General features: G+C 54.8%; 14 protein-coding genes and 2 pseudogenes. 9 read left to right on the forward strand and 7 right to left on the reverse strand.

Annotation, left to right across the window (positions count from 1 at the left end; translation table 11 throughout):
• Positions 1-107: 107 nt before the first annotated feature.
• On the reverse strand, positions 108-824 hold the full coding sequence (locus KRAC_RS40850) for an IS6 family transposase (RefSeq protein ID WP_007917502.1): 717 nt from the start codon (positions 822-824) through the stop codon (positions 108-110).
• A gap of 644 nt (positions 825-1,468) precedes the next feature.
• Between KRAC_RS40850 and KRAC_RS40855 the strand changes: the two genes are divergently transcribed.
• Positions 1,469-3,937: a 3'-5' exonuclease gene (locus KRAC_RS40855; RefSeq protein ID WP_007917503.1), complete on the forward strand. Its 2,469-nt coding sequence runs from the start codon at positions 1,469-1,471 to the stop codon at positions 3,935-3,937.
• Positions 3,938-3,970: 33 nt separating this feature from the next.
• Here the strand turns inward: KRAC_RS40855 and KRAC_RS67375 are convergent, their stop codons facing one another.
• Positions 3,971-4,429, reverse strand: coding sequence for an HIT family protein (locus KRAC_RS67375; RefSeq protein ID WP_007917504.1), 459 nt, complete (start codon positions 4,427-4,429; stop codon positions 3,971-3,973).
• 179 nt (positions 4,430-4,608) lie between these two features.
• Here KRAC_RS67375 and KRAC_RS40865 point away from each other — a divergent pair, with 179 nt between their 5' ends.
• Positions 4,609-6,360 (forward strand): ATP-dependent DNA ligase, encoded by a 1,752-nt coding sequence (locus tag KRAC_RS40865; RefSeq protein ID WP_007917505.1) that lies wholly within the window; start codon positions 4,609-4,611, stop codon positions 6,358-6,360.
• A 907-nt stretch (positions 6,361-7,267) separates the two neighbouring features.
• On the opposite strand, the gene KRAC_RS72405 is transcribed toward KRAC_RS40865, so the two are convergent.
• Complete coding sequence (locus KRAC_RS72405) at positions 7,268-7,447, reverse strand: hypothetical protein (protein ID WP_157507638.1); 180 nt, start codon at positions 7,445-7,447, stop codon at positions 7,268-7,270.
• A 450-nt stretch (positions 7,448-7,897) separates the two neighbouring features.
• Between KRAC_RS72405 and KRAC_RS40870 the strand changes: the two genes are divergently transcribed.
• The gene (locus KRAC_RS40870) at positions 7,898-8,836 is read left to right on the forward strand and encodes an aminoglycoside phosphotransferase family protein (RefSeq protein ID WP_007917506.1); all 939 of its coding nucleotides are present in this window, start codon (positions 7,898-7,900) and stop codon (positions 8,834-8,836) included.
• Between the two features lie 511 nt (positions 8,837-9,347).
• On the opposite strand, the gene KRAC_RS78670 is transcribed toward KRAC_RS40870, so the two are convergent.
• Positions 9,348-9,479 carry a hypothetical protein gene (locus KRAC_RS78670; protein ID WP_274532155.1) on the reverse strand — a complete coding sequence of 44 codons (132 nt, stop codon included), beginning with the start codon at positions 9,477-9,479 and terminating at the stop codon, positions 9,348-9,350.
• A gap of 416 nt (positions 9,480-9,895) precedes the next feature.
• A complete protein-coding gene (locus KRAC_RS40880; RefSeq protein ID WP_075164483.1) occupies positions 9,896-10,693 on the reverse strand; it encodes an integrase core domain-containing protein in 798 nt (265 codons plus the stop codon).
• Between the two features lie 414 nt (positions 10,694-11,107).
• On the opposite strand from KRAC_RS40880, the gene KRAC_RS63500 reads away from it, so the two are divergent.
• Positions 11,108-11,731, forward strand: coding sequence for a hypothetical protein (locus KRAC_RS63500; protein ID WP_007917510.1), 624 nt, complete (start codon positions 11,108-11,110; stop codon positions 11,729-11,731).
• Positions 11,732-11,824: 93 nt separating this feature from the next.
• Here the strand turns inward: KRAC_RS63500 and KRAC_RS40895 are convergent, their stop codons facing one another.
• Both KRAC_RS40895 and KRAC_RS40900 read right to left on the reverse strand, forming a co-directional pair.
• Complete coding sequence (locus KRAC_RS40895; protein WP_007917511.1) at positions 11,825-12,715, reverse strand: haloalkane dehalogenase; 891 nt, start codon at positions 12,713-12,715, stop codon at positions 11,825-11,827.
• A gap of 545 nt (positions 12,716-13,260) precedes the next feature.
• Positions 13,261-14,316 (reverse strand): annotated as a pseudogene (locus KRAC_RS40900) (IS701 family transposase); the annotation flags it as partial.
• Between the two features lie 95 nt (positions 14,317-14,411).
• Here KRAC_RS40900 and KRAC_RS40905 point away from each other — a divergent pair.
• From KRAC_RS40905 to KRAC_RS40925, 5 genes and pseudogenes are all read left to right on the forward strand, one after another.
• A pseudogene (locus KRAC_RS40905) lies at positions 14,412-15,197 on the forward strand (IS6 family transposase).
• A 249-nt stretch (positions 15,198-15,446) separates the two neighbouring features.
• On the forward strand, positions 15,447-16,319 hold the full coding sequence (locus KRAC_RS40910) for an NAD-dependent epimerase/dehydratase family protein (RefSeq protein ID WP_007917516.1): 873 nt from the start codon (positions 15,447-15,449) through the stop codon (positions 16,317-16,319).
• Positions 16,320-16,539: 220 nt separating this feature from the next.
• Positions 16,540-16,722: a hypothetical protein gene (locus KRAC_RS40915; RefSeq protein WP_007917518.1), complete on the forward strand. Its 183-nt coding sequence runs from the start codon at positions 16,540-16,542 to the stop codon at positions 16,720-16,722.
• Between the two features lie 14 nt (positions 16,723-16,736).
• Positions 16,737-17,597, forward strand: a complete 861-nt coding sequence (locus tag KRAC_RS40920; RefSeq protein ID WP_007917520.1) for an NmrA family NAD(P)-binding protein — start codon at positions 16,737-16,739, stop codon at positions 17,595-17,597.
• Positions 17,598-17,749: 152 nt separating this feature from the next.
• The gene (locus tag KRAC_RS40925; protein WP_007917522.1) at positions 17,750-18,478 is read left to right on the forward strand and encodes an SDR family NAD(P)-dependent oxidoreductase; all 729 of its coding nucleotides are present in this window, start codon (positions 17,750-17,752) and stop codon (positions 18,476-18,478) included.
• Positions 18,479-18,487: the final 9 nt, after the last annotated feature.

Below are 18,487 nucleotides of genomic sequence, written 5' to 3' on the forward strand. Positions count from 1 at the left end.
AATTCTTATGTAGGTATTGTCAACTTATTGAGAGAAACGAAGTATATTGTTGAGTTATGTAGGGGATAGATGTTGGAGAGCCAAGAGAGACTGGGGAAGAGAGATAATCATACGACTTGTTTTGCTGTAGCTGCCTCATTCCAGACCTGGAATCGCCCATGTAATATGGTACGATACTCTCCTGCACACATACGGTGTCTTCGTGCTTGAAAATGTTGAGAGATAGGGCTAAACGCAGAAAGAAAACGTTGCGCGTGTTTTGACGATTTAAAACGTCGCATCTTCTTCTCGCGCAGTCGCGTAGATTGGTGCGAGTTCTCTGCTCGATTGTTGAGGCGCTTGTGCTGGCGATGCTCCACGCCAGGCAGGATCTCGCGTTTGGCCGCTCCATAACTCTTCAGTTTATCGGTGATGATCACGCGTGGCACGTATTGGAGCCCCTTGAGCAGTTTGCGAAAAAAACGTTTGGCGGCGTTCTTGTTACGGCGGCTCTGCACAAGGATATCAAGCACAATGCCATCTTGATCCACCGCTCGCCACAGATACTGTCTCTCGCCACGGATCGTGAGGAATACCTCGTCTAGATGCCACTTGTCGCCACGACGAGGGCGACGATGGCGCAATTCATTCGCATAGGTCTGGCCGAATTTCAAACACCACTGTCGCACCGTTTCATACGTCACGACGACGCCTCGTTGTGCTAGAAGCTCTTCCACATCACGAAAACTGAGCGAGAAACGGAAATACAACCAAACCGCGTGGCTGATAATTTCCGGCGGAAAGCGGAACCCTTTGTAATTGAGGGGAGTGGTGTTTGTTTTCATGAAGCTATTTTAGCATATTGTTCAGCTCTGTTACTAAGTTGACAATACCCTTTTGTGAGTGGGTGGAGGTGGGAGAATGAGATGCTGCTCTTGATTTGGTGGGGCTGAAAGATTCGGGGTATGTTGCGGAAGACGACGAGGAGGATGGACTGAGGTGGGTAATTCCGACAGGCCCGGGCGAATATCGGCTGTCGGAGCGGAATGAGAGACCTGTGTTCTAGTGGTGACGAGGGGCGTACGCCAGGCGCGGTGTGCGCGATCGTGGCCTGCAGGGAGAGGATTGCATTCTTGTGGAGGTATCGAGATGCTCGTCTGAGTTTCTGTTTCTGTCGCAGGAGCGCAGCGCGAGGGGACAGTGAAGGTCGACGACCAGCGATACGAATTTCAAGAGTGGATGAAGAGAAAGACGTTTCAGCAGGGATTCAGGACGTGATGGCTGCTCCTCGACGTTCGGTAATGACCACCTGCTTCTTTCTCACATGTTCTCTCACGTTTTTCCAAGATGTTCACCTTTTCCTCTCAATCAGGACGATGCTTTACCGCTTTTGCCAGTATCATAAAGGCGGTCTGACCACTATGCAACACGCGAGCATTGAAAAAACGGGGTATTCAGAGGTGCTGCTCTGATGAGAAAGGACGAACCCATGACAGCCGATCCAGAAACGAGAGCTCCGGCCCACCTTCATGACGAGATGCTCTTTGGCTGGGATCCGACTCCGGGTATTGTCTCTGTCTGGGCAACCCGGACAGGGAAAGCGCTTGTCTGGCAACGACAAGAGGGAGAGGTCAGCTGTAGCAAAGCGTTCTTTCGCCCCTGGCTCTTTGCAAGAACGTTGGAGGATCTCCCACCGCTGCACTCGCAACCTCCGGCGGCGCTTTCCTGGGACAGGGATCAATCGCCGATCAGCTATCGCTTGTTGGAAGGTTCCGTTGGCTCGTATCGGTATCTGCTTTCAGCTCGCGATGGACACCTGTTAGAGCGGATGCTTCTTTCGGGAGCCTCACGACGCCTGGGCCACCAGGTGACCTCGCTTGGTTCCTTGTGGGAAGACTATTACCGTGTTGGCCACGTGGAACAATATCTGATGCAAACGGGGCGTGTCTTCTTTCGAGGCCTGGCCTATGATGATCTCCATCGCCTGCAATTTGATGTAGAAACCACCTCGCTTGATCCCTCGCGAGGTCGCATCTTTTTGATCGCTATTCGAGACAATCGTGGGCAAGAATGTATCTTAGAAGCGCCTACCCCTAAAGAAGAGCCTACCCTCATCACCGAGCTGTGCGCAGTGATTCGTCGTTTGGATCCCGATGTCATCGAGAACCATAATCTGTTTGGCTTTGATCTCCCGTTTCTTGAGGCTCGCGCCAAGGCTCTCCGTGTGCCGTTGCAACTCGGACGATCTGGCGCGCCATTGCAGTTGGAATCGTTTGAGGAAGCGGGGGCTCATCGCAGGAAACGCAAGCGCTTCAGTGTCGCGGGACGGGAACTGATCGACACTTTAGATGCGGTTCGCCGATATGATTTTGTTGCACGCTCGCTACCATCCTATCGCCTTAAGGAGGTTGCTCGCCATTTCGGCATGGCTGCTCCAGAACGTGTGTACCTGGAAGGGAGCAAGATCTATGAGATATATCAGCGTGACCCAGATCTGGTACGCAAATATGCATTCGACGATGTGTGTGAGGTTGACGCGATTTCGCGTCGCTTGATGGGAGCTGCCTTTGCCCTCGCCGGGATGGCCCCTCGTCGCTATGAGCGGGTGGCCTCAGCCGGTCCAGCTATGGGAATCCTTGAGCCGATGATGGTCCGCGCATACGTGCGAGCAGATATGGCCCTTCCACCCTATACGACCGGCCAGGAAGAGCGCTATGGGCAACATCAAGGTGGGGCCTCGTATCTTCTGGCAGAGGGCGTTGCCGAGCATGTCGTCAAGGCGGACGTCGCCTCTCTCTATCCCTCGCTGATTCGGGCTTTTCGGATTGCGCCGAAGTGTGATCGTCTGAGCGTGTTTCTGCATTTTATGGATCGGTTGACGGAATTGCGTCTCACCCATAAACGAGCGGCTCGGGAAGCGCCCCCTGGTTCGATAGAAGCCAATCAGCATGATGGTACACAGGCCGCTATGAAAACCGTAATTAACGCGGCGTATGGGTATTTGGGAGCGACCTCGATGGCACTCTTTGCAGATCTGGAGGCGGCAAACCAGGTGACCAGGCGAGGTAGGGCACTGCTCGATAGTCTTCTTGCGTCCCTACGAGAGCGAGGAATGGTGCCAATTGAAGCGGATACAGATGGGGTATACTTTGCGGTTCCCAGTGAATGGGGTGAAGAGCAAGAACGAGCACTAGTCAGCGAGGTGGGCGCGACGTTGCCCGACGGAGTGAAGCTGGAATACGAAGCGCGCTATGCCGCGATGCTCTCTCACGCGATCAAGAATTATGCGCTCTTGACCTATTCTGGCGAGGTGATCGTGCGAGGGGCGGCCATGCGGTCGAGTCGCTCGGAACCCTATGGGGAGCGGTTTTTGCGCCAGGCATTGCGCTGTGTGATGCAGGGCGATCTGGTTGGAGTGGAGCAAGGGTATCAGGAAATGCTTCGGGCGCTGCGGACACGCTCACTTCCTGCCTCCGATGTCGCCACGCGTCTTCGTCTCTCGAAAGACGCGCAGACGTATCTTGCCGGTCGTGCAAGGCAGAAAGAAGCGCAATACGAAGCGTTACTAGCAGCAGGGAGAAGGCAATGGAAGAGCGGTGAGCATGTTCGCTTTTACCGTGCCTCCAATGGTACACCTGTGTGGTTGCCTGACGACATTGACGATATTTCTCCTCTGGAAGACAGTGAAGAAGATAGCGAGGAAACGGTGCGAGTGCTTCCTCCCTCTTCTGCGTCTGGGCGTTCCCCAGACCTGCCCGCATATGATAGTGAATATTATCAACAGATGCTCCTAAATTCCTATGCGGAGCGCCTGCGCGTTGCCCTTGAGCCAGAGGACTTCCTCCAGCTCTTTCGTCTGGATGCGCAAACAAGTTTTTTTGATCGCCCTGTGGGGCAGATGCACGTACGCTGGATCCGGTGCGCACCAAAGGTGCCTGGCATGGAGGAACAAGGGTGATTGGACCAGAAGACCACGTTGCTTGCTGAGTACTCAAACGTACAGGCGGGCGATGGCCGAACGAAGCGCTTCCTGAACCTGGTGTTGGGTGGCCTCATCCTGGTAGCGCTGTCTGGGCCAGAAAAAGCCCTTGAATCCGTCTTTCCTGTGGCGTGGAACGAGGTGGAGGTGCCGATGAGGGACGCTTTGACTGATGTGATTGTTGATCGCGAGAAATGTCCCCACGGCAGACAGGCTAGTTTCGATGGCCCGTTCGAGCAGTTGCGCGTTCTGGAAGAGGGGCCCGACTAAGGGGGGTGGGAGATCGGCGAGCGTTTCGACGTGGAGCTTGGGAATGAGCAGGCAATGCCCTGGAAACAACGGTCTCTGCTCCAAAAAAGCCAGGGGGCTGGCATCTTCGAAGATCACGCTGGCCTGGATTTTATCTTGGATGATGCGGCAGAAGGTGCAGGCTGGATCGCTGTCTCTAGGGGATGGTGGTGATGAAGGCATCGTGTCTCCTTGTCTTTGGTGATAGACGTTTCAATAGGAGTGGTAGATCAGGTGTTTTGACCTGAAGTCAACGACATAGTGGTGCTCCTCTCACGGGAGAGACGCTTGATAAGATGCAAAGAGATGCTTGCTACATATGATAAGCAGATCCCATAGAGGAGGCGAAGGGAGAAGATGCAATGGAATTTGCCGTCCTTGCTCAGTGCTTTGAGGCGCTAGAGGGCACCAGTTCCCGACGAAATCTGGTGCAATTGGTGACTACCTTGTTTCGCCAAGTGGAGCACCCAGAAGAAATCCAGCAGATCTGCTACCTCATGCAAGGGAGGGTCGCGCCGCTATTTATGCCACTGGAGATGGGCATGGCAGAGAAAGCGGTGCTCCAAGCGCTTGCTCAGGCCTCTTCCCATTCGCTGGAGCAGATCACCGAGCGGTATGCCACGCTTGGTGATCTGGGTTTGGTTGCCGCGCAGATTCAAGGAGAAACAGAGCAACCTATCCAGAAGGTGAGTGTCAATGAGGTCTTTACGGTCTTGCAAACGATCGCGCAGACAGCAGGAAAGGGGGCTATTGAAAAGAAACGGGTGTTGCTGGTTGGGTTGCTTGATCATGTTGATGGGGAATCGGCAAAGTATAGTGTGCGTATTGTGTTGGGGAAACTACGGCTGGGTATTGGCGATGCGACGATCCTGGATGCACTAGCCATTACGAAATGGAACGATGCGAAGAAACGCAAGCTCCTCGAAGGAGTGTATCACGTCACCTCGGATCTTGGCCTCATTGCCAGGACGTTGTGGGAGCATCCAGAGGCGGAAGAGGCTCAGCGTGCGATCGCAAGCCTGGATATTGCGGTGGGCAGACCGATTCACTCTCAATTGGCCGAACGGCTTCCCACTGCTGAGGCCATTATCGAAAAGATGGGGTCAGTGGTCGCGCAATATAAATATGATGGGTTCCGTGTCCAGATCCACAAAAACGGTCAGCAGATCGCGATCTTTTCGCGGAACCTGGAAAACCTCACCGATATGTTTCCTGAAATCCTTGAGGCGACTCGCACACAGGTGCAGGCAGAGCAAGCCATCCTCGATGGGGAAGCCCTGGCGTATAATGCCACTTCAGAAGAATTCTTGCCGTTTCAGGAGACGACGCGCCGACGGCGAAAACATGGGGTGGCGTTGATGGCGCAGGAATTACCATTGAAAGCATTCGTCTTTGACATCCTCTATAAGGATGGGGCATCGCTGCTTGAATACCCGCTGGAGGAGCGTCTTAAGGTGCTGGAGGAGACCATTCCACAAACTCGCAATACGCTCATGGTGACCCGGAGCCATCTGGTGGATGATGCAAAATCGCTCACCTTGCTCTTTGACGAAGCCATTAGCAAGGGCCTGGAAGGATTAGTGGTCAAGAGATGGGGAAGTCACTATGAAGCAGGGGCGAGAAACTATAATTGGGTGAAGATCAAACGGCACGCAGCAGGCGCGTTGGATGATACCATTGATGGGGTGCTCTTGGGGTATCTCTTTGGGCGAGGCAAGCGGGCGGCACTGGGTGCGGGTGCCTTACTGGTAGGGGTATATGATGCGAGGCAGGATCGGTTTGTCACGGTGACCAAAATCGGCACAGGGCTCAGTGATGAACAATGGGGAAGTATCAGGGAACGGACCAAGGGATTGCCAACCGATCGCCAACCAGCTCGCGTCTTCTCGCTCATCACGCCAAGTGTCTGGCTCAAACCAGCAATCGTCATTGAGGTGCTGGCCGACGAAATTACCCGTTCGCCGAACCATACGGCGGGAAAAGTGGGAGACGAACCAGGTTATGCGCTACGGTTCCCGCGACTCATTGCTTTTCGCGACCGAGACAAACAGCCAGAGGATGCAACGACGGTGGAGGAAGTGATCGAGATGTACCAACGACAAGGCAAGAGATAAGAGGGAAGGTGAGGAAGTAGGTCAAACCGAGCTGCCCTGGAGGAGGATGTGTTGAAAAGTCTTCTACCCTCCACATCCAGTCCTGCTGATTTTGTGTGACGTAGAGGAAGTTTCTGGAGCGAATTGGAATTGGGTGCGTCCAACGACCACGGCTAGGCTGCTGCTTTCCACGCATCCAGTTGTAGAAGAGGGTGGACGGTTTCAGGGTCGTTGTTGATGGACGGGGTCTGTTTGCACTGGAGTGGTGCTGAGTTTGCATTAGAGTGGATGTGGTGCTGTTGTGGAGAGACAAGCGAAAGGTAATATTTTCTTGAGTACTATCAGAAGAGCACCACGCATGCAGCTATAAGAGGGGAGAGAATAACGAACGCCTCTCTTATAGCCATATAAGAGCGTTGGAGACTTCGCTGATGAAGTGAAGCGGGGACTGCTGTAGAAGTAGTAGCCGTACGAGCGTGACTTTATGTAACGATATATGTATGCGCGAGAAGGTGCATTTGTATGCCCGTCCTACTATAGCGCAATTGACGGGAGCAATGCAAGAGTTTAAGGGGGTGTTTTTGTATTTCTCTTTGTGCTTCATATTGTTCCACTCACCACCTTCCTCCTCAGCGCCGCAGGCGCGAAGCCTTCGTTGTTTTCCTGGCATGTGAGGAGTAGAATCTAGCGCTGGTGCAGGGTGTGATGCTAGTCGTGCGGCATAGGCTGCTGTTGCTGTTGGTGTCTGGTCTTTCCAGAGTGCAAGAGATTCCTTCCTGTATGCTCTCCTGATATGTAGCCTGCTCAAAGAGGTGAGGTGTGCTTGTTGCTGGTGGTACATATCAGCAAGGCGGAGTATGACCTGTGCGGAGAGCAGCGCATCCGTTGCGGCGCAGTGGAACTGGCCTCCCTCTGGGAGCGAGATTCCTCAGCACTGGCAGGCTGTGTGCAGTGATTGTGAGCGGTAGTCGTAGAGACCACGTGGCTCGCCATGGACGACGGCGTACCAGTTCATGACGCATTGTCCCTGCCAGATCGCTGGCGGATGGAGGCTGTAGGCGCGAGCGGAGTAGCGCAGCATGGCATAGTCAAAGTCAGCGTTAAACATGGCCGTTTTGCGACCAGCGATGTGTGAGAGGATGTCGGGCCAGATCTCGGGATAGGTCAGGCACTGTTCCAGATCGGCGTCCGTTATATGGAGAAAAATTTGTCAAGAGGAACGAGAGGCCATAGGAAGAACTTGTTATTTTTTACAGCGCGGTCTTAGACCTGGTGGCCTTGCCCAGCCACCAAAAACCATCCCACCAGCCATCAGGTCACGACCGCGATCTACGCGTTTGTGCCTCGACTGCCCTTGCTACCAGAAACCAACCCCACCGCAGTCGATCAAAACGCGTAGACGTGTCCCCATCCCCACCTCGTTTACTCTATCGGCAGATCGTCCAGGCTCACTGTGGCGAGCGGCAGGCCCGAATGGCTCTTGGACACATTCGGTGTGCCTGTCGGCCTGATTTTGCGCTATAATAGCACCAGTTTCAATCAAAGGAGTGAGGAATAATTGTACAGCAACATCCCCCGTTCCGAGGAATACCAACATCGTCTGCTTGAGTTCATCAGGCAGGAATATGGAATAAGCGCCGCCGTACTAGCTCCCGCAAAACGCGGCTATTACGGTGAAACGTGGCGGCTGGACGCTACGAATAGCAGCTATTTTCTAAAACTGGTTTACCCCGCCGCGCATAAAGCCGTCTATGAACGCAGCTTTTCTATAATCCAGCACCTATGTGACCACGGCATTGACTTCATCAGCCGAATCGTAAAGACAAAAGACGACGACCTGTCCACACGATTTGACGGCGCAATACTCGGCGTTTTCGACTGGATTGACGGTGAAAACATAGAAACAGACGCTACAAAAATCCCGGAATATCAAATGCTGGCGAAGGTATACGCAGTTCCGTCTTGTGGCGTTCCCATTCTCCGTGAAGATTTTTCGGGCAAAAGCGCCGATAAGTTCTTCGAGCAATGGAACGCGCTGGATAACATACAGATTCACTCACTGCTTGAGAAAAATCGCGCCAAGCTGGAGCATAGAGCCAAGAGGTTGAAATACTTTGCCGAGCTGTGCCGAGGTGACACGGCGGACTTCTTCATCACCCACGGCGATGCCGGAGGAAATCTGATTGTGAACGGTGACAGGTACTTCATCGTGGATTGGGACACCCCCATCCTCGCGCCGCCGGAACGTGACGCATGGGTCATGTGCTGCCGGGATTGGGCAAGGGACGCTTTTTATAATGCTCTGTGTCAGAACGGCATTAGACACACCCTGCGTTTGGAACGGCTGGCGTATTACTGCTATCATTTTTTCTTTTTCTATCTCACCGCATACCTCGATGGGTTCACGCAAACTGACACTGTGCGGGAGATTGAAGAATACATTGACGGCTGGATAGAGGGAAGTATTCAATACGCAGACACAAATAGTCAAAGTTAAAATTTGAGTGGGCGAAAAAGCGATTGTGTACGATTGGAGACATAAGCCAGGCTATGAGACGCCGAAAACGGCGTTTTTTGGCGATTTTGTTATGAAAAGACATTTACCATATTGCGGCAAATGGAGAAAACGCCCGAAAAAGCAATTTGGAGGTCGTATAAGTGTTAGTAGAACCCGTTATTGAGAGAAAAACGAAAAGTATCCTGAGAAACATCAATAAACTGACACAATAGGTTCACTCTATTGGCAGAAATTTGAAAACAACAGAGTAGTAGTACTTATCTCCATTTCGCTTCCAGTAATTATCCACATATCTGAGAGACTGCTCTCTACTCCACTCTAGAGCACGCTTTTTGTCAATTGGACTGCTTGCAAATATATCTTTTAGCTTCCATGAACCTCCTTGGGCTTTTTGTAAATACCAATTCAGGGTTTCGCGCCACAACGTGCTGCTGCGCATCTACAAGTAGACCTCCTGCTTGAGCTATCTCCTTCTAGATGCGCAGGGCGTCTACTGGAGTGAAACCCCGCCCGTAGTTTCCACATCGAGAGCGCACCATTTGTTTGCCTCAACAATGGCAGCAACCCGCCAGAGCACATGAAGGCGATCAGCGGCAGGCATGCGTTTGTGCTCTCTGCCCATGTCTTTCCCTTTCTACTGGAATTTCAGGTGTATTGTACCAGAACGAGTGTAGTGCTAGGTAGGGGGAACGCGGCATCGCGGCGAAGCGGGAAAGCTTTTCGTTGGAGAGGGGAAGGCACCCAGGGTTGCCATGTCGTCAGGATGTGTATGGTTCACTCACATCGTCAGCGGGGTGGGGTACCGACATCGTGCCAACGGATGAGCAGGGAAATGATGGGCTGAAGCTTGAACCGCATCTGCCTACTGTTTCTTTCAAACAAGCGAGAAGAGAGCTGTTATTCTTCTGATTCATTCATTCTCTCTTTAGAAGAGAGAAATAATGCAATGTTCTTGATACAGGAAGAAAAGATGCAGTTGGAAGAAGCAGGCGTTGTCCGCCCTTGTGCAGGGAGGCTTTGGACTGCAGAGTAAGCGACTTAGGACACGCGCTTTGTGCGCTCTTGCAAGGAACGCAAGCGGTGCAGCGCCCGCGCTTGCTGAACCATGTACTCCACAAAGCGAGTAAAGGAGCATGAGCCTCCAGAGAAGCCGCGTAACGGCACCGTTTTGAGCAATGACCCTTCGTGCCAGATGAGCAAGGAACGGCTTGCCGCCTCAATTTGCAGCGTCACGCGTTGGCCTGCTCGGTGCACGTCCACGTAGTACCCCCGCAGGTCCAGATGCACTTGCCCGTGAGCATCGACTTCCACCTGCTTGGGAGGCCGAGGCAAGGGCGCGAGGTCCGGAAAGGCCACCAGTGGAGGACGGTTCTCACAGGAACGTGCTTGGTTGGGACGCTCGGCATTGTAATGGTCCCTGAAGGCTTGCGTGGCAGTCCGGGCCTGCTCCAGGGTCGAAGGCCGTTCCACGCTCACACATTCCTGCTGATACGTTCGATGATACCGCTCGACAAACCCATTGTCTTGGGGGTGACGAGGAGGGCACACATGCATCTCAATGCCCAGGCACGCTCCAAAGCGCAAGAGGGCCGAAGGGAAATCACTGCCTTGCGGAGCACCAACCGAGCGTGGATCGCGATCCAGCATGATGCGGTGGGGCACCCCGTAGCGTTCGATCGCTTGTGCGAGGGATGCGAGCAAGGTCTCTGCCGTGAAATCAGTGCGCACCTCGCTCCACAAGAGGATGGAAGTGCCCTCATCCACAATATTGAAGGCTTCGGCCACATGTTGCCGCTTGCCGGTTAGCTCCACTGGGTCGTCCTCGACGGTGCTCACGTCTTTGAAATCGATCTGCCAACACGAGAGCGGGGGTAGTGTTGCAAAAAATTTTGAGCTGAGAAAATAGAGTGAGTAATTACAGCATAAGAAACATTGTCGCAGAGAAAAGGTGAATGTTCTGCATCTTTTCCTCGTGGCCTATGCTCATATAGACCCTCAATTTGCTGAGCTTTAATTTTTGCAACACTACCGATACAATCGCCCTCTCACCAGTTGTTGGCTAAGGTTGTTTTCTCCACAATTCCTACACACACCCCTGGAAAAGTTCGTGGAAAAGTGGGTTGCGCCGCAACCTATGGTTCAGATATGCTTTGTTAGGAACAGGTGTTCCTTCCTCTTTTGTGCTCGGCGGTAGCCCCTCTATTTCTTCTCTAATCTTGTTGTGCTTCTCAATTAAAGGAGGGAACCAGTATGCCTGCAACCATCGAGGGAGAGGAGCCTCGTCTTGCTCCACGCAGCCTCGTTGTCCGTCGCCGCCCGAGGACCTCGCCAGGCAAAGCGCCCGCCGTCCAGACGGCACGCGCCTCGCAATTTGCCAAACCACGGGCGCAGCGCTCAATCACCACCGAAGAGGTGCTGGAGCTCTCGCGGCCAGCAACAGCACAAAAGAAAACAGCGCAGCGGGGGAACTGGCTCTTGCTTCTTGGGCTGGGGATGTTGTGCGCCTTGCTCCTCACGATCGCGTTGTCCATGGTACTTTCCTGGAGCGAGCAGCTTATCGATGATGTTCACTATGGCTATCCAAGAACGACCCAGGTAGACCATATCGTGGGCCATGAACTGGATCCACGCGCTCCAACGCATTTCACCGCTCTTAACCTCAAGGGGCAGATCTTAATCTTCGAGATCCGCGGCGGTGATCCCGCACACACTTGGCTCTTGCAAGGGCCTCACCTAGTTGAATCTGGCGCAGACCTGGCGCCAGTGACTCTTACGTTCTCAGGCGATGCGCATCATCCAGACCTTGTCGTGACCGTTGACAACGTCCAGGTGATGTTTCACAACACTGGAACGAGTTATGTGCCGCTGCGGTAGATGAGAAGGAAACCCCCTAGATTCAGGCACAAACTCATATCTGGGGTTTTGTTCGGGGCATGTTCGCAATAAAAAGTGGCTTGATTCATTTTATTAGCTGGACAACGCCCCCATCCAGCCGGCGATAGCCCGCCCGATTTCGTCCGGCGAATCTTCCTGGACGAAATGGATCCCCGACACCTTGTTCTCGGTCAGCGCGGGCCACCCGCGGACGAGGTTGACCAGTGTGTCGTTGGCGAGGATCGCACCTGGCTCTGCCTTCAGGAACAGCTTGGGCACATTGCTCGTCCCCAGCCAGTCTGCGTAATCAGTCGCGATCGCAGTCACATCGGCGGGCTCGCCCTCGATGGGGATCTCCCGGGGCCACGTCAGCGTTGGCCGTCGCCCCTCGCCGGGCTCGGCAAACGGCCGTCGGTATTCCGCCATCTCCTCGTCGGAGAGGGTGCGCAGGACGGCCTTCGGCAGGATCTGCTCGACGAAGAAGTTGTCTCGCAGGACCATCGCCTCGCCGGCCTCCGAACGCAGCGCCTCCAAGGCTTGACGCATTCCCATCTTGTCCCAGTGGTCCCGGCCCTGCGGCGCCACGATCGCCTCCATGAACGCGATTCCCTTTACAGCCTCGCGGTGGCGGTTGGCCCAGTCGAAGCCGAGGGCCGAGCCCCAGTCATGGACGACGAAGGTGACCCGCTCGCGCACATCCAGAGCCTCAAGCAGGGCGTCGAGGTAGCGCCGGTGCTCGACGAAGCGATACGAGCCGGGGCCGCTGTCAGGCAGCTTGTCGGAGTCGCCCATGCCGATCAGGTCGGGGGCGATGCAGCGGCCTCGTGGCTGCAGGTGCGGCAGCACGTTGCGCCAGAGGTACGACGAGGTGGGATTGCCGTGCAGCAGCACGATGGGGTCGCCCTCTCCCACCTCCACGTACGCCATCTCGAAGCCCTGGACCCGCCGCCGCTGCTTTTGGTACGGAAATGCCGCAGAGATCATGTTGGCTTCTCCTTCTTTCTTTGGAGTAAATGCAGGTTAGGGACGCGGAAAGAGGCGGACAGTGGAGCTTTTGGGTATCGCTGTCCACCTCTCCGTGCCATGAGCTTGAACTGTTTTTCAGGTTCTTCACGCTTTGGTACCCTCAAGCGTAACGTACTGAGAGGCTCTTCGCAAGCGGGGCAGTGGGTGAGCCTGATCGTATCCATGGAAACAGGGATCGCTGACGCCGAGCTAACTTTTCCAGGGCTTCTCAGTAGTGCTCAGCCCCGTACAAAACGAGCACTGCTTTTTGCTGTTGGTAAATTGCGTGAATGTTCGACGAGGTCATTGCCCCGCCATACGACGTCGGGTATGAAAAAAGCTGGTCCGGCTCTGGTGGCAGCGCCGCCACCACGACCAGGAAAGCAGATGAATAGCATTGCGAGGGGGCGGCCAGAGCAACTGCGCGAGCAGATGACGGACTTCAGAATGGTCAATGGGAGAAGCGGAGATCTCGTCGGTGGGTGTGCCCGCTCGATGGGAAAGACACGAGCCGCTGCGCAAATGCCTGCCAGGCATGCCATGGCTACCATGACCAAGGTGATGAATCGATACCAGGCTGCAAACCCTCGAACCTCGTAATCCTCCAGCCCCATCTCTTTGCCCGTCTCGAAACAGACCTCAACACTCCACCTCGTACCAATCGCTTTGACCATCTCGGCAAGCGTCGTGGCAGGCTTCGCAAACACCAAGTAGTAGGTTTTGTCGTTCGGGTCATCGAGGCAACGGCGAATCAGAAGCCAGTGGCGGCCATCGTCCTCCCAGCGATGCAAGATGGGCATGGCGGCCCAATCAAAGAGTCGCGGTCCTTTCGTGCCCTCGCTCATGGAGAGCCGCTGCCAGTCGGAGGCTGAGAGCACCTGTGCTTCTGCCTCAGCCACCGTCATCCGTTGACGACCAGAAGTGGTCTGGATGCCGACGGCTTCGGTGTTCGCCACCGCTAGCACGTAGCAAGATTGATGCTCTTCCAGAAAGGCTCGCAGATCCAGATTGCTACCGTACACGCTATCGGCGACGACCCAGGCAATGGGAATCTGCGCCGTGAAGAGCCGTTCCAGCATGCGTCGGGCCAGTTCTGGCTTGGTTTGAAAGCTCACCGTGTCCGGAATACCTGCCTCGCGGCAACGTTGCCGATCCTCAGTCCAGCGCAGCGGGAGATACAGTTCGCTGTCCAGTAAGGTCCAGCCAAACTTGCTTGTATAGGCCAGAAAGACGCCGACCTGGCAATTTTCGAGGCTTCCGGTGGTGCCACAGTGCTGCAAGCCCACTCCAGCGGATTTCTGGCCGCGTTTGCGAAAACTGGTTTCGTCGATGATGACGACCGCACCTGGATCGCCGAGCCGCTCTAGGATGTAGGCACGCAGATCATTGCGCACCAGGTCCGCGTCCCAGACGGCGCGGTTGAGCAACCGCTGCATACCATCGGGGCGGGCTTCGCCAGCATGTTCGGCGAGATGCCAACCGTTTTTGCGCTCAACGGAACTCACGATGCCTTTGAGGAACGCCAGTGCTCGGCGCCGGGGTTCCGGTCGCACAAAACGAGAGGCGATGCGGGCATGCAGTCGTTCGAGTTCCTGTCCCCACCGCCAAACGGCTGTGTTGCAAAAAAAAGCTGATCTGTCAGAATGGTGAGAAAAGAAGAGCAAGAGGGTCAGTCATGGCAGAGCAGCACCCATTCAAATGGCGTCACTTCCAAGCCGAGATCATTTTACTCTGCGTACGCTGGTATTTGCGGTACGCACTGAGCTATCGGGATCTGGAGGAAATGATGCGGGAACGGGGCCTGTCCGTCGACCATACGACCATTTTTCGCTGGGTCCAGCACTACGCACCCGAACTGGAAAAACGCTGTCGACCACACCTCAAAGCTTGCAGGGACTCTTGGAAAGTTGATGAGACATACACCAAAATCAAAAAAGTCTGGATGTATCTGTACCGAGCGGTAGATTCGCAAGGAGACACGATCGAATTTCTCTTGAGCTCAACACGAGACGCTGAGGCAGCCCAACGCTTCTTCTGCAAAGCGCTGCATGTCACTGCCCCTCCAACTCCTCAAGGCGGTCTGGTTCAGGAACAGGTAGCCCAGCCTACAAGTTCGGTTCATGCCAATACCTTCAAGCCATCTCCACGAGTGATCAACGTCGATAAAAACGCGGCCTATCCCAAAGCCATTGCCGACTTGAAAGCCGCTGGCGTCTTGCCTAAACACGTGGAATTGCGATAGGTGAAATACCTCAACAATCTTATCGAACAGGACCATCGGTTTATCAAACGGTTGACCAAACCGGGAATGGGCTTTTTCTCGTTCGAGACCGCGTGGCGAACCGTACAAGGGTACGAAATGATGAACATGCTGAGGAAAGGGCAAGTACAAGGAGTGCGAAAAGGAGATGTGAGAGGCCAGGCCGCTCTGGTCGCTAAATTGTTTAGAGTGGCTGTTTAAGAAAGATGGTGAGGAACAATCACGCCCAGTTTCTCTTTGCAATTTCTTGCAACACAACCCGCTTGCATCCAGTTGAATGTTGGGTAGCGGGATATAGGGCGTTGGCTTGGGCATAAGCAGTCTCCTCTGGTCTCAGCATAAATAATGGCTCTCCCATTATATGGCATAATGGCTCTTTTTACCATGCCAATCCCATGATAGAGTATGGTTAAAAGATTTGATCTCATAGCCAACGAAAGAAGGTTCAGGATGAAGATATTCCTTGTGGGTGCAACGGGAGTTATTGGGAGACGGCTCATTCCATTGCTGGTCGAGTCCGGTCATGAAGTAATTGGCACGATGCGGGTGGCTGAGAAGCGTCAGCTCCTTGAGCAGTCAGGTGCGTCCTCTGCAGTCGTCGATGTGTTTGATCGCGAGAACGTCTTCACGAGTGTACGCGAGGCGCAACCGGATGTCATCATACATCAGCTTACCGATCTGAGCGAAAGGAATCTCGTAGCGAACTCACGCATACGCCAGGAGGGGACGCGCAATCTCGTTGATGCCGCGAAGGAGGCCGGAGTGCGCCACCTCATCGCGCAAAGCATTGCCTGGGCCTACGCTCCCGGTGAGGGACCTGCCGATGAGAGCGTTCCCCTGGACATAGAGGCCCCTGAGCCGCGCCTCACTACCATCAAGGGCGTCCAGGCCCTTGAGTCAGCAGTTGGTGAATTGGAGCGAGGTGTCGTGTTGCGCTATGGCCTGCTCTATGGACCGGGAACGTGGTATGCTCCTGACGGCACGATTGCCGAGCAGGTACGACGGGGTCAGCTGGTCGCGGATTCGGGTGTGGTCTCCTTCCTCCATGTCGACGATGCCGCGCATGCAGCCCTGCTTGCACTGAACTGGCCTCAAGGTATCTTCAATATAGTCGATGATGAGCCAGCCCCGGCGACCATATGGCTTCCTGTGTATGCTGCGACCCTCGGCGCTTCGGCTCCAACGGTGAGTACGCAATGCCCGCGCGCGGCACGTGGAGCAACGAATACCAGAGCCCGTCGCCTCCTGAACTGGCAACCTCTCTATCCAAGCTGGCGTGAAGGCTTTGCCCGTGCTGCGCGTGAGTGGAGCAGTCAGGCATGACGACTTGGGTCACGCGGTCGTTGCCCAACGGCTAGCCCACCAACATATACCACGCGTTTTGAGCCGTCATTTGAGCCGTCAAACGCACTCTTTCGCTCAAGGCTTCTCCGCGCTGCGGCATTTCGTGGAGTTATGTGTGGGGTCATGTGTGGGTCCTGCTGGCGAGATCCGTCTGGAAATGCTCTGGAAGAATGAGGAATAACAAGGAGACATGTGAGCGATGAAAGCCATCCGTCTGTATGGTCGGCATGGTCCTGATCACATGGTGTTCGAAATGGTGTTCGAAGATGCACCACAACCTCAGCCAGGAATGGGAGAAGTCCTGGTTCGTGTCCATGCGACAAGTGTGATGTGGCAGGAACCTACCTGGTCGGAAACCTGGAAAACACTGAATAAAGGATAGGAGGAATATGAGCGATGATTCTTGTTACAGGTGCGACAAGTGCCGTTGGAAAGGCCGTTATCAAAGAGCTTCTGGCAAGGAAGGTTCCAGTCCGCGCCTTCGTGCGTAAACCAGTTGATGCCGCGAAACTACAGGCTCAGGGGGTGGAAGCTTTTTTAGGTGATATGACGCAGCAAGCGAGCGTTGTGCAGGCGCTGCAAGGAATCGAGAGCGTTTATCTCATTACTCCGGCCGCAGAGCATCTCGTAGAAACCGAGGGGCTATGGGCGCAGGAAGGGAAAAAAGCCGGGATACGTCACCTCGTCAAACAATCTGAAATAGGGGCGGACCCTCGATCGTCGAGTCCATTACTGCACTATCATGGGAAAGCTGAGGACACAATTCGTGCCTTAGGGGTACCGTACACTATTCTACGTACACTTTTTCTGATGCAAAACTTTGAGCTCATGTATGCCCGGCCAATTATCACTCAGGGGATGATGTATGCTCCGCTGGCGGATGCGCGTATGAGCTACGTTGATGCACGTGATATCGGCGCTGTTGCGGCACATCTGCTCGGCGAGGAGAAATATCAGTACAAGGAATATGATGCGACCGGTCCAGAGGCGATCACGTGCACACAACTGGCGGAGATATTCTCTTCGTTATTGCATACCCCGGTTCACTACGCAACCATCTCTGACGAGGAGGCAGAAACAGTACTCCAGGGGCTTTACTCCCCCTGGACGGCGCACGCGGTCGTGACGCTGCTCCAGTTTTATCGTCAGGGCGGTGGGAACCTTGTTACCCCGGTTGTGGATGAGGTCATAGGCCGCAAGCCTTGTACGGCAGCCGCGTTCATTTCTGAGCACTTACAGAGCTTCCAGGCCGCCTGAAGATTTTTGGAGCCTTTGATTGGTACCAGAGGTGCTGATGATCTGCTATGGAATTTCCAGAGCATGCTTATCCAGGGCTTTCCAGCACTCATCAGACTCTCTGTTTAGACATCACAAGCCCGACGTACGGGCTACGAAGGAGGAGGTTCAGTATGGTGGTTATTGGCAGTAGTGGGCCTGTGACTGGGGCAACTGGCAGGGTGGCATTCGTGACGGGGGCCAGCAGCGGAATCGGTGCGACCACCGCGCGCCTTCTGACCGCGCGCGGGATGCGCGTAGTGGTCAACGACCTCCACAGCAGCACGGCAGCCGAGGAGGTCGTAGCCGGCATCAAGGCCGCAGGCGGACAGGCCATGGCCTTGCAGGCCGACGTGCGCGAGGTAGCTGCGGTCGAGAGCATGATCGAGCAGGTTCAGGTGGCATGGGGTGGCATCGACGTACTTGTGCACAACGCGCTCACCCCGTATGTGATCAAGCCGTTTCAGGACATGACGCGGGAAGAACTGGGTGGCAAGCTCGACGACGAGATGCGTGCGGCGTTCGCGGTCACCAAAGCCGTTCTGCTCGCCATGACTGAACAGGGCTGGGGACGCATCATCTATCTCGGTACCGGCCTCAGCCGCCATCCCCGGGAGGGCATGATCGCACTGGGCACGGCCAAGGCCGCACTGACACAGTTCGCCCGGTATCTCGCCCAGGAACTAGGCCCGCGAGGCATCACGGCCAACGTCGTCGAGCCCGGCCCGGTGGAGGACACGCGCATGGTGGGTGCCCTCGATGAGGAGTACAAGCAGCGGCAGGTGGCCGCTACCCCTGGGGCGCCTGGCACACCCGGGCGACGTTGCCCAGGAAGAATAGTCATTCTGATCGAGGCTCCCTAACTGGGCAAG

This window comes from Ktedonobacter racemifer DSM 44963, from assembly GCF_000178855.1.
Classification (GTDB): domain Bacteria; phylum Chloroflexota; class Ktedonobacteria; order Ktedonobacterales; family Ktedonobacteraceae; genus Ktedonobacter; species Ktedonobacter racemifer.

Coding starts and splice junctions, on each gene's coding strand:
- KRAC_RS40850 (WP_007917502.1), bottom strand. CDS start 824: ATGAAAACAAACACCACTCCCCTCAATTACAAAGGGTTCCGCTTTCCG.
- KRAC_RS40855 (WP_007917503.1), top strand. CDS start 1,469: ATGACAGCCGATCCAGAAACGAGAGCTCCGGCCCACCTTCATGACGAG.
- KRAC_RS67375 (WP_007917504.1), bottom strand. CDS start 4,429: ATGCCTTCATCACCACCATCCCCTAGAGACAGCGATCCAGCCTGCACC.
- KRAC_RS40865 (WP_007917505.1), top strand. CDS start 4,609: ATGGAATTTGCCGTCCTTGCTCAGTGCTTTGAGGCGCTAGAGGGCACC.
- KRAC_RS72405 (WP_157507638.1), bottom strand. CDS start 7,447: ATGTTTAACGCTGACTTTGACTATGCCATGCTGCGCTACTCCGCTCGC.
- KRAC_RS78670 (WP_274532155.1), bottom strand. CDS start 9,479: ATGGGCAGAGAGCACAAACGCATGCCTGCCGCTGATCGCCTTCATGTG.
- KRAC_RS63500 (WP_007917510.1), top strand. CDS start 11,108: ATGCCTGCAACCATCGAGGGAGAGGAGCCTCGTCTTGCTCCACGCAGC.
- KRAC_RS40895 (WP_007917511.1), bottom strand. CDS start 12,715: ATGATCTCTGCGGCATTTCCGTACCAAAAGCAGCGGCGGCGGGTCCAG.
- KRAC_RS40910 (WP_007917516.1), top strand. CDS start 15,447: ATGAAGATATTCCTTGTGGGTGCAACGGGAGTTATTGGGAGACGGCTC.
- KRAC_RS40915 (WP_007917518.1), top strand. CDS start 16,540: ATGAAAGCCATCCGTCTGTATGGTCGGCATGGTCCTGATCACATGGTG.
- KRAC_RS40920 (WP_007917520.1), top strand. CDS start 16,737: ATGATTCTTGTTACAGGTGCGACAAGTGCCGTTGGAAAGGCCGTTATC.
- KRAC_RS40925 (WP_007917522.1), top strand. CDS start 17,750: ATGGTGGTTATTGGCAGTAGTGGGCCTGTGACTGGGGCAACTGGCAGG.